An 11,169-nucleotide genomic window follows, 5' to 3' on the forward strand; every position below is an offset into this window, starting at 1 on the left:
TCGGCAGCGTCCTGCTGAGCAGGCTGCTACGAACGCTAGTGGCCCCAGCCCGGCTGTACCCGCCCGGATCGACCGTACGGGTATCGACGCGGCACCGGATGCTTGCGCGCATCGCCCGCTTGGGCATCGAGTCCTCACAGCGGCTTGGCCGTCACCGCTGGGTGGGGCGCCCGCCCCGACGGCCTGCCCGCCTCCATGGCCCACTACCTCAGGCAATGGCTCCCGGTGTGGGTCGACATCTGGCTGGAGGTTGGCCAGTACGACCTCGTCGGTGAACTCCTCGCCGTCGATGCCTGCATCGGCGACCCGGTCTATGGCCCCGAGCCCTGGCAGCAGCTAGCGGCCGTACAGCACCCGACGGGCTCACCCCCCCCCCCCCGCGACAGCGACCCCATCCCGGCCGACGAGCACACGGCGTTCAAGGACAACCATCACCCTGGCCCGCACGCTCGGCGCAGGCATCGCTGCATGACCGCTTCCGACCTCACGAGCCTGGTCGAGGCCGCTCCCAGCGCGAGCGCGGTCACCCTCGCCGTGGCCCGCGCTGGACGGCGGCGGTGACGTGGTGGCCTGGCGGCCCAGGTCGTCGGCCACCGCCGCGGACGGCCCTGCCGCCGTGGCACATGCCCGGACTGCCCGCCGCCGGTGCGCTGCGTTCCACCGGCAACGACCTCCTGCGCTACCTCGGCGCCCACCTGCAACCGGCCGGTCCACCCCGACGTCGACCTCTCCGATCCTGCCTGGAACAAGTCGAAGCAAAGCCGGCACCGGCTTTACCACCCTGGGATCCCGACAACGTCTTCCGCCACCAGCAGTCCATCCGCCTGCCCGCACCCCGTAGGCCCGCCCATCCACTGAGACTTCGACGAAGGCACCCTTGCGCCATCCGTGTCACTGACCAACGATGACTCCATGCCTACGATCAATGAACGATCTGTAGTCACAACGGAGTTGAGCGTTCGAGCGCTCCCCGCATCGGCCGCTCCCGTACCCTTCTGCTCGCTTCTGGGGTGTTTCCGCACGGACGGGGACAGTTGAGTGGAGCCGGACCAGGAGCGAGGACCCAAACCACCGAGTGCCCCGATGGTCACCCCACTGGCGACGGTAGGGCTGCTCGTCGACGGGCAGCCGCGGACGCTGCTGCTGAAGCTGGAGTCGCGGGGCGAACACGGCTCGGTGAAGGGCCGGACCGCACAGGCGCTGTGGGCGGACGTTGCCGACCGCGTGACCCCGGGAGTGGGGGTGATCGAGTCGACGTCCGGCAATCTCGGGGTAGCGCTGGCCGCTGTCACCGCGTCGCACCGCGTGCCCTTCACCGCGGTCATGGACATTCGCAGCAGCGCTGTGCTCGTCGAGGCCATCCGTGCGTACGGCGCCGATGTGGTGATGATCGACAAGCCGGACGGAGCGGGGGGCTACCTGCTGAGCCGGCTTTCGTACGTCGAGCAGCGATTGCTCGCCGAGCCGCGGTTGGTCTGGCCCGACCAGTACCGCAATCCGGCCAGTCCCCGGATGCACCGGGAGACGACCGCTCCCGAGCTGTGGGAACAGTCGTCGCGGCGAGCGATGAGCGTGGTCGTGGCGGTGTCCACGGGCGGGACACTCGCCGGATTCCGGGACTTCGCCCGGTCGGCACGGCCGGACTGGGAGCTGGTCGCCATAGACGTGGTGGGATCCGCGGCACTGGGCGGTGCGGTCAGCGAACGTGTCCTGCCCGGGATCGGGGCGAGCCGGCCGTCGGGATTCCTGCCGCGCGGTCACCGCCCCGCCCTGCGGGTCTCCCCGTCGGAAGCCGTCCACGCCTGTCTCTGGTTGCAGGCGACCACCGGGCTGGGCGTGGGCGCCAGCTCCGGTGCCGCCATAGCCGCGGCCATGCGGCTCTTCCGCGCCGTGCCGGCCCGCGAGACGGTCGCCTGCCTGTGCCCCGACGGTGCGGACCGGTACCAGGGCACGGTCTACGAACCGCGCTGGCGCGGGCGGCAGGCCATCGGGGGGCCGGATCCGTGCGAGGGAACCGAGGTCGTGGACGTCAGCTGCCCGCCGACCGGTGTGGAGGTACAGAATTGACGAGCGCGACGGGACTGGGAGACGACTGGTACGAGTCGGCCGGGGTGCGAGCGGGGCCGCGGCGTCTCCTGCGAGAGGAGGTGCACAGCGGGCTGCTCTTCTTCCCGCCCCATCTGGTGCCGTACTGGGACCATCCGTTGGTCGGTGCGCTCCCCCCGCACCGCAAAGACGAACTACTGGCACGTCACCTCTACCAGTACCTGGAGTTCACCTCTCGCTTCGAGACGCGCGTGGTCAACCGTGCGACCGAGCAGATCGCCGAGGGACACAGCGGCGTGGACGCGGCACGGTCCGTACGCCTGCAGGCCTACCGGATCTACTGCGACGAGGCGTACCACTCCCTCTACAGCCTGGACGTGGTGGACCAGATCGCCACGGCCTGCGGTACCGCGCCGTTGCCGTACGACTTCCAGCCGTTCCTGCGTCGACTCGACGCGGCAGGTGAACAGCTGATGCCACAGGAGCCCGGCCTGGCCCAGATGTTGCAGGTCGTCGTCTTCGAGACCCTGGTCACCGCGCTGCTGAAGGACATCCCCCGGGACGGCCGCGTACTGAGCCTCGTCCGCGACACCGTGCGCGATCACGCCAAGGACGAGGGCAGGCACCACGTGTTCTTCTCGCACTTCTTCGGCGAGCTGTGGAAACAGCAGGACACCACGGTGCGCGTACGCGCCGCCCGGTGCCTGCCGGAACTGGTCCGTCGCAGCCTGCTGCCCTACCTCGAACCGCTACGCCGTTCGCTCGTGGCGGCGGGCCTCACAGCCACCCAGGCGCAGGAGGTGCTGTACGACAGCTACCCGGACGACCGTGTGGACGCCGGGATCCGGGACACGGCCAGGCACAGTCTCCGGCTCTTCGAGGACAACGGGGTCCTCGACGTACCGGGCGCCAGGGACGCCTTCGCGGCCGCGCGACTTGTGGACTGAAGGCCCTGGCCGCCGCGTGCGGCGACAACGCCGCGCGCGTGTCCGCGCCGGGGCTCGGCGGCGTGAGTCCCGCGTGCCGCCGGGAGACCGAATGCCCCTATGAGTGCTGTGAGGAGATGGACGATGAGGGAAGAACTCCTGTTCCTCGACCGGCATGCCGTACGGGAGTGCGCCGCGCGGGTGGACCTGTGCGCCGTGACGGAGGAGATCCTGCGGCGGCACGCCGAAGGCCGAACCACCCTGCCCTCGGAGGGCTACCTGCCCTGGACCAACACCGAGGGCGCGTACTGCCGGTCGCTCGCCATGCTCGGATCGATCGACGCCCAGGACGGCCGCCCCGCGGCGTACGGGGTCAAGCTCATCAACGCGGCGACCAGCAACCCGGCGCACGGGCTGGAGCGGGCGGCCGGAGTCAGCATGGTGTTCGACCCGGAGACCGCGCGCCCCACGGTGCTGGCGGAGGCCGGCTGGCTGAGCGCGGCGCGCACCGCGGCCTACACCATGGTGAGTCTGCGACACCTGGGGCCGGCGGACTGGGACGCCCTGACGGTGATCGGATGCGGAACCCTGGCGCGGGCCCACCTGGACCTCCTGGCAGCGGCCTTCCCCGGGGTCGACCAGGTACACCTCCACGACCTGGACCGCACCCGGGCCCTGGCCCTGGCCGGGTGGGCACGCGAGCACCACCCGCGGCTACGCGTGCGGGTGCACGAGGAGACCGAGAAGGCGGTGCGTGCCGCGCCGGTGCTGCTGACGACCACGACGACCGACAGGGGGTACATCCCGGCGCATTGGCTGGCCTCCGGCACGTTCGTGGCCCACGTCTCCCTCGACGACCTCCTGCCCGATGTCTTTTCCACCGCGCAGGCCCTCTACGTCGACGATGTCTCACTCGTGGCCGAGAACCCACGCCGCGTCCTGGGCCGCCTGATGGGGGAGGGGTACGTCCTGCCTCCCTCGCACGGCCCGTCATCAGGTGAGGGGCGGCCGCTGGAAGGCACGCTGGGCCAGGTGCTCACGGGTGCCGTGCCGGCGGTACGGCCGTCGACGGGCCACGTGGTCAGCAACCCTTTCGGCATGTCGGTGCTCGACGTGGGCCTGCTGGCCCAGGTGCGTCAGGTTGCCGAGCGTGAGGGCCTGGGTCAGCGGCTGTCGCTCTTCTGAGTATTCCGTCCCGCGACTGGAGTGAACGCATGAAGGACTACCACGCACCGCCCCCACCCCGTAGGGAGCACGGACTGTTCTCCCTGTCCGAGCTCACGGACGGGGAGGTGGCGTCCTTGACGGCCCGCTCCGTGGAATTGTTCCACGACCCGCGTGCCCACGAGCGGCCCCTGGAGGGCAGCGCGGTGGGTGTGCTGTTCACCAAGACCTCCACCAGGACACGGACGGCCTTCACGGTGGGCGCGATCCGCCTGGGCGGAACACCGATCGCCTACGGTCCGCACGACCTCCAGTTGAACACCGGGGAGTCGGTGCACGACACGGGCCGTGTCCTGGGATCCATGCTCGACCTGCTCGCCGCCCGCACGGCCGCCCCGGTGGAGGAGATGAAAGACCTCTCCCGCTACGGCGGCATCCCGGTCGTCAACGCCATGAGCGCCCAGGAGCACCCCACCCAAGGTCTCTGCGACCTGGCGACCGCCCTGCTCGCGCACGGTGACCTCAGGGGCGTCAAAGTGCTCTACGTGGGAGAGGGCAACAACACCGCCGTGGCCCTGGCCCACGCACTGGCCACGGTGCCGGGCGCACGCCTGTTGTGCGCCACGCCGCGCGGTTACCAGGTGCCGGAGAACGAACTGAAGGTCGCCGCGGCGCGGGCCGCCGCGGTCGGGGCGGTCATCGAGCAGGTCGACGACCCGGCGCTGGCCCCGCCCGACATCGACATCGTCTACACCACGCGCTGGCAGACCACCGGCACCAGCAAACCCGATCCGGACTGGCGCGAGACGTTCCGGCCCTTCCACGTCGACGACGCGCTGATGCGCCGCTTCCCGCAGGCGTCGTTCCTGCACGATCTGCCGGCCCACCGGGGCGACGAAGTGTCCGGCAGCGTCCTCGACGGCCCTCGTTCACTGGCCTGGACACAGGCGGCCATGAAGCTACCCAGTGCCATGGCGGTTCTCGAATGGGCGATCGGCCGCACCCCCTGAGCACCCACCCCTTCCCACACCACGGAAAACCCACCGCATCGGAAAGGCCCTCATGCCGAACCTGACGCGCGTCAGCGGCTACACCCATCTCGCCGACGCCGACCTCATCCCACCCCCGTCGGAGAAGATCTTCTTCGAACCCGCCGACACCGAGACCGGGGCCTGGGTCGGACACGACCTCATCACGCCCGGCTGCGGGCTCCTCGACCTGGGCTCGGGCAGCGGCGCGGCAGCTGCGGCGATGTCCCGTTCCGGGGCCGGGCACGTCCACGGCATCGACGCGAGCGCCGACAGCGTCGCATGGGCGAACAAGCACCACGCGGCCGAGCGGCCCGGCGCCCGCGTCACCTTCGCCCGGGCCGACTTCTCGCTCCTGGACTCCCGACAGCTACTGGCCACTGCACCGCAACCCCCACCCCGGCCGCTGGTCGTCACCAGCAATCCTCCCTACGTGCCGATGGCCGAGGAGGCCGAGGACAAGCGGTCCATCACCGCAGGCCCCGACGGCCTCAGGTGGGCGCCCGCGATCATCGCGCACGCCCGCGCTCTCCGCTGCGACCTGGGGCTCACCATCGGCAGCTACTCCAGTCCGGCCGCAGCCGTAAGACTGCTGCGCGATGCGGGATACCGAATCCGGACCGTCACGCTGTGCCCCCTCGACCTGGGGGACTTCACGGTGCGGCACATGGAGCGCACGGCAACGCTCGAAGAGCGAGGAGAGGCCGTGCTATGGCGCCGTGAGGACGAACACCCCGCCTACTTCATCACCGGACTGGCCTGCCGTTGGACCGGATCAGGCCGCGCGTCGCGGACCACCGAGACCCCGGACGAACTCACGGGCGAGGGGCTGATGGACCTCCTGCGTACGGCGGCACGCTCGTCCACCACCCGGCTGGAAGCCCTCGACGACGCGAGAGCAGACCTCTGGCCGGGGGCGGTGCGGGTGGTGGACCTGCCCGCCGCGGATCACCGCAACCACTGGTGAGAGCACACCCCACCGGGCCCCAGCGGATCGGTCCCGCGCGGGGGGCCGACCCGCTGCCGTACTCCGAAGGTCAGCAGCGGGTACCGGCCGTCAGCAGAGCGGACAGCGCCGAAGTACCACCCCGCTCCCAGGCGGCCCGCTGCCGTACGGCGCCCGTCCCCTCCGAAAGCAGACGCGCGACCGCCCCGGCCACCCGGTCCAGATCTCCGGCATCCTTCAGCGCCGGAGCGACGTACTCGAGAAACGTCGTGACGACGTCGGCGGCCGGTGCCGAGCGCAGACGCACCGGATCGAGCAGGCTCCCCGCCAGACCGTCGCGCGCCCCGTGCCACACGGCCACCGACACCAGCTCCTGGGGCACCGGCACCAGAGCCAGCCCCTGCCGCACGTGCCCCACGAGGGTCGTCACCAACGCCCTGAGCAGGCCCGCGAACATCACCGCCTCCTCCGCCCCCAACTGAGTGTCCATGGCACGGACCTCGACCGTCGGGTAGCGATCGGAGAGCCGCGCCTGCCAGTACAGCTGGCCGCGGCCGCGGATCATCCCCGCCTCGATCAACCCCGCCGTCCGCGCCCGGTAATCCCCGGCGTCGGAGAACAACGGCGGCGGACCACCGACGGGCCACCGCCCGTACGCGATGGTGCGCCAGCTGGAGAATCCGGTGTCCCGCTCGTCCCACAGCGGCGAGTTGGCAGCCATGGCCGTCAACACCGGCAGCCACGGGCGCAACCGGTTGAGCACCTCGACCCCCATCTCTCGGTCCTCGATGCCGACGTGGACATGCATGCCGTTGATCATGTGCTCATGGATCAACGGTGGCGTGTCATTGGCCAGGTCCTCATACGGTTGCCCCTCCGTCACCAGGACCGGGCCCGGCCCTCGACACGGCCCCGCTCCGGTCGCCGCCACCCGGCATCCGGCGGTCGCCGCCGCTTCACCCACCAGACGGCGCATCCGTCCCAGATGCTCAGCCACCTCGTCGAGTTCCCGGCACACCGGAGTGCCGATCTCGATCTGCGCGCGCAACAGTTCGGGCGACAGATCTCCCGGACCGCTCCCCAGAAGAGCCCGGGCCTCGGACAGCACCCGGCCGTTCTGCGGCACCGGACGGAGGCTGTCCGGCTCGATCAACAGGTACTCCTCCTCGACACCGAAAGTGGTCATCCGGCGCCCGGCCGAGGAGTCGATCGCGGTCGAGCCGCCTGCCAGCACTCGCCTCCACGATGTCGACCGTCCTGAACCTGGAGAGGTCTCCACCTCATGTCTGGCCTCCCACGCCCGTTGTCGTCGAGCCCATTCCTGCCCACCGGGCACTGGGCTATTCCACGCGGCTATTCCACGCGCGACCATACGGCGGCACCCGGTCAGGCGGCCGGCAGCCAGGGCCCATCCCATCCTCTTCGACGGCCTCCCGACCGACAACCGGAAAAGGAACGGCTCCGTTCCGGTTCGTGTCCCGATTGGAGAGCGTTTAAGGGCTTCCAGGGAATCAAGGTGTTGCTTCCCCTCTGAAGCTCGTTGGTGCGGTATGCGCATCCCGGACGAGACTCGTGCCAACTCTCTGTGAAATTCGGGGTGTTGTTTCCGCAGCTGGACGAGCGGCAGGGTCGGCCGTTGATGGCTGCCGAGGCCCGTGTCCTGGGGCATGGCGGCGTTCGGGCCGTCGCACTGGCGGCCGCGGTGAGCGAGACGACGGTCCGCAAGGGCGTGCTCGAGCTGGAGGCCGGCGAGGAGCCCCTGGGCCGGGTGGGGCGTCCGGGCGGGCTGCAAGCGGGTCGCGGAACGCGATCCGGGGTTGCGCCGACTCTGCCGGCGCTGGTCGAGCGGCCGCCGAGCCCAAGACCCGTCCCGAGCGGCCGGCGACCCTGCCGAACGGCGGCTTCCCGCCGTTCGATCGGGGCCTGCCGCCGGGGACCGCCGCGGGGGAGGGGTGGGGGCAACGCGAGCAGGCACTCACCGAACGACGGGACGCCTCTACCTGATGGAGCTGCGCGAGCAGGACCGGCTCGACCGCGCGCTGGAAGCGTTGCGGAAGATCTCGCCGCAGCAGGCGCAGTGCTGGGAGATGCACAAGCTCCTCGGCGAGGCCTACAGCGGCATCGCCGAGCACCTCGGCATCAGCTACGGCACGGCCAGGAGGAGCGCCTTCCGAGGGCAGCGGAAGCTCAAGGCACTGCTGGCCGAACTCATGGACACGGAGAAAGGGGACTCCTGATGCTGGAAGACCTTCTCAACAAGCAGGTGAAGTACCTGTGAGAACAGGCGGACCGGCACCACACCGACGACTTCATGGACCGGCTGGCCGAACGCATCGCCAGGGACGCGCGGTGCCCGGCCGCAGCGGGACCGTCATGCTCGGCATGCCCCGCCTACGCCATCCCCTGCCCGAGGTATGCCCACCAAGGAAACTGCCGTGAGCACACCGATGAACGACGGCCGCCAGGCCGGCACCGACCGACGCCGTCGGCGAGTGCAGGATGCCACCGCCGCCACTGTCCGTGACGGAGCCCCCTGACCGCCTCGGCCATCGCCCGGGCGGCCCGCGTCGACCGCACTTGCCTCTACCGGGACCTGCTGGAGAACCTGCACACGGCTGGCAGCCGTCGGCAACCGGGCCACCTGGGTCCTCGTCGGCTGTCACAACGCAATCGCTGCAGGCGGACCTCGCCAACGCGAAAGCCGCACCGCCCGCCTGACCGCCAGGTCCAGCAGTTGGAGGGCCCGACATCTTGGCGACGGGGCATGGCATGAGTCCGGCTTCGGCGGCCCGGCCGACATCGTCGAACTGCAGTCCGCCCTCACCCGCCTCGAACAGCACAACGCCGAGCTGACGCGGCAGCTGAAGGACCGGCAGGCCGACGTGGACGCGGCCAGAACCGCCAATCGGGAGCTGACCCGAGCTCTCAACCAGCGCGGATAGCCCTCGGCGCGCCACGAGGCTGCTTCAGCGGGCGCGACGCCTGACGAGGCGATGGACGAGCCGGGGAACGAACAGGGCTGCCGCAAGGGTGGCGAACGGGGCAATAACGTCCGCCCAGGGGTCCGGGTGGGCTTGTACGTACGGGTCCGTATCGGTCAAGGGTGGTTGACCCGTTCGACGCTGCGGCAGTACGGCAGGCCGTCCAGAGGTCGGTCTGCGTAGAACCGGCAGGCGAGGTCTGCGGTTTCGTCCGTGCGTTCCAGGTGCACCAGGTGGTCGGCGTTGGCCATCTGCACGAACCAGCTGTCGGAGCAGGCAGCTGCCATGTTCCGGCACAGTGCGGGGGTCGTGAATGTGTCCAGCTCCCCTGTGGCCACGAGCACGGGTACGGCCGGCGGGCGACTGGTATCCACCATCTCTTGGACCAGCAGACGCTGAGTGTTGGCGTAGGTCTGGGCAGCCTCGAGCTCGGTCAGCTGACTCATGCGCTTGATGAGGTTCTCCCTCACCCGGGCACTGCGCATGACGCGTGCCGGTTCCTTGGTGTTCATCAGCAGGTCGGCTGATGACTCCGCGAACTTGTGCATGCGGCGCGCCCGGAGGTGGTCCATCACCTGGCGCATCCAGTCGCGGGCATGCGCGGGAATGCTGTCCATGGTGCCGACCAGTACCACCTTCCGCAGCACTTGCGGGTGCCGCTGGGCCATCCGGTAGGCGATGGCGGTGCCGTACGAGCCGCTGGCGACGTTGACGCGTCCCAGCCCGGTCTCCCGCACCATGTGTGCCAGAGCGTCGGCCAGGAAGTCCGCGCCGTACCGTTCGGGCAGGACCCCGCCCGCGCCCCAGCCGGGCGGGTCGACGGTCAGTACGTCGCCGTGAGCCAGGATCCCGCGTTCGAAACGGCCCCACCCTTCCTTGGTCTGGAAGGCGCCGCCGAGGAGCAGTACAGGGGCGATTGCCGGATCAGCGGTGCGTACCCATCGTGACTCGCAGGCGAAGCCCTCCCACTGGTGGGTCTGCACCGTCACCGTGGTTGCGGGTTCGCTCGTGGGGGGCGTGGACGACACGTCCTGGTGCATGGGCTGTCTCGCTTCTCACGGTCCGGCTGTCTCTCGTAGAGGAGCCTTTCCCCGCTCACCACGCAACAACTAGAAATCACCCACATAGTGGTGAATGAAGTCGAATGGTCTCCTGGGTCGTCCCGGTGAGGACAGGCCGACGATCCCTCGGAATCGGCACCGCCGTACCCGGCCCTCATCGCCTCCATCTCCGACCACGCCCACCCCGCCTGGCGCGCCGCCCTCAGCACCTACAGGCTCCGGCCGGGACATCGGCACACCGCCGGCGCCCTCGTCGTCGGCATCCTCGCCGTCACCCTCGGCCTCAACGCCACCGTCCTCACCGCGGCATCCGGGCTCCTTGTCGCCCGCTGGATCACCGAGCACACCAAGGCACGCTAAGGAGTGGAGACGGCGCGCGTAATGGCGAGGCCCATCACCTTTCCGAGGGATGGCACCACAGCTGTTGCACTAGTGACCTGAGTCGGAGATTCGTCGGCAGTAGGCGGCGACTTTGTCGAGGATCTCGTCGGCTGTCTTCGTCCAGATGAAGGGTCTGGGGTGGTCGTTCCAGTCGGCGAGCCAGCTGCGGATGTCGCGTTCGAGGGCCTGGACGGAGCGGTGGACTCCGCGTTTGAGCTTCTTCTGCGTGAGCTCGGCGTACCACCGCTCGACCAGGTTCAGCCAGGACGCGCTCGTGGGCGTGAAGTGCAGGTGGAACCGTGGATGGGCCAGCAGCCACTTCTTGATGTCGGGTGTCTTGTGGGTCGCGTAGTTGTCCAGGATCAGGTGCACGTCCAAGCCGTCCGGCACTTCTTTGTCGAGCTTGGTCAGGAACTTCTTGAACTCAGCTGCCCGGTGCCGGCGGTGCAGGGAACCGATCACCTTGCCAGTGGCGACCTCGAGTGCGGCGAACAGGGTGGTGGTCCCGGACCGGACGTAGTCGTGACTTCGCCGTTCGGGCACACCGGGCATCATCGGCAGGACCGGCTGGGACCGGTCCAGAGCCTGGATCTGCGACTTCTCGTCCACGCAGAGGACGAGTGCCTTCTCCGGCGG

9 protein-coding genes and 2 pseudogenes are annotated in these 11,169 nt (G+C 69.8%); 8 read left to right on the top strand and 3 right to left on the bottom strand.

Translation table 11 applies throughout. The features are described from left to right. Positions 1 to 195 precede the first annotated feature (195 nt). From ACWDX6_RS21445 to ACWDX6_RS21470, 6 genes are all read left to right on the top strand, one after another. Positions 196 to 561: a DUF6895 family protein gene (locus ACWDX6_RS21445; protein WP_451486482.1), complete on the top strand. Its 366-nt coding sequence runs from the start codon at positions 196 to 198 to the stop codon at positions 559 to 561. Positions 562 to 1,083: 522 nt separating this feature from the next. Then, positions 1,084 to 2,067, top strand: coding sequence for a pyridoxal-phosphate dependent enzyme (locus ACWDX6_RS21450; RefSeq protein WP_451486483.1), 984 nt, complete (start codon positions 1,084 to 1,086; stop codon positions 2,065 to 2,067). Then, positions 2,064 to 2,993, top strand: coding sequence for a diiron oxygenase (locus tag ACWDX6_RS21455; protein WP_451486484.1), 930 nt, complete (start codon positions 2,064 to 2,066; stop codon positions 2,991 to 2,993). Before ACWDX6_RS21450 ends, ACWDX6_RS21455 begins: the two co-directional genes overlap by 4 nt. A 123-nt stretch (positions 2,994 to 3,116) precedes the next feature. Next, positions 3,117 to 4,157: an ornithine cyclodeaminase family protein gene (locus tag ACWDX6_RS21460; RefSeq protein ID WP_451486485.1), complete on the top strand. Its 1,041-nt coding sequence runs from the start codon at positions 3,117 to 3,119 to the stop codon at positions 4,155 to 4,157. Positions 4,158 to 4,186: 29 nt separating this feature from the next. Beyond that, positions 4,187 to 5,146 (top strand): ornithine carbamoyltransferase, encoded by a 960-nt coding sequence (locus tag ACWDX6_RS21465; protein WP_451486486.1) that lies wholly within the window; start codon positions 4,187 to 4,189, stop codon positions 5,144 to 5,146. Positions 5,147 to 5,198: 52 nt separating this feature from the next. Then, the gene (locus ACWDX6_RS21470) at positions 5,199 to 6,131 is read left to right on the top strand and encodes a methyltransferase domain-containing protein (protein ID WP_451486487.1); all 933 of its coding nucleotides are present in this window, start codon (positions 5,199 to 5,201) and stop codon (positions 6,129 to 6,131) included. 70 nt (positions 6,132 to 6,201) lie between these two features. Here ACWDX6_RS21470 and ACWDX6_RS21475 read toward each other — a convergent pair whose 3' ends face one another. Then, positions 6,202 to 7,344 (bottom strand): carboxylate-amine ligase, encoded by a 1,143-nt coding sequence (locus ACWDX6_RS21475; protein ID WP_451486488.1) that lies wholly within the window; start codon positions 7,342 to 7,344, stop codon positions 6,202 to 6,204. Between the two features lie 316 nt (positions 7,345 to 7,660). On the opposite strand from ACWDX6_RS21475, the pseudogene ACWDX6_RS21480 reads away from it, so the two are divergent. Then, positions 7,661 to 8,034: pseudogene (locus ACWDX6_RS21480) on the top strand (ISAzo13 family transposase); the annotation flags it as partial. A gap of 22 nt (positions 8,035 to 8,056) precedes the next feature. Then, positions 8,057 to 8,347 (top strand): annotated as a pseudogene (locus ACWDX6_RS21485) (RNA polymerase sigma factor); the annotation flags it as partial. An 860-nt stretch (positions 8,348 to 9,207) separates the two neighbouring features. Here ACWDX6_RS21485 and ACWDX6_RS21490 read toward each other — a convergent pair. Together ACWDX6_RS21490 and ACWDX6_RS21495 are read right to left on the bottom strand one after the other, a co-directional pair. Then, positions 9,208 to 10,131 (bottom strand): alpha/beta fold hydrolase, encoded by a 924-nt coding sequence (locus ACWDX6_RS21490; protein WP_451486489.1) that lies wholly within the window; start codon positions 10,129 to 10,131, stop codon positions 9,208 to 9,210. A 450-nt stretch (positions 10,132 to 10,581) separates the two neighbouring features. Further along, a partial coding sequence (locus ACWDX6_RS21495; RefSeq protein WP_451486490.1) for an IS630 family transposase occupies positions 10,582 to 11,169 on the bottom strand: 588 nt, incomplete at its 5' end.

The organism is Streptomyces sp. NPDC003027 (assembly GCF_053591435.1).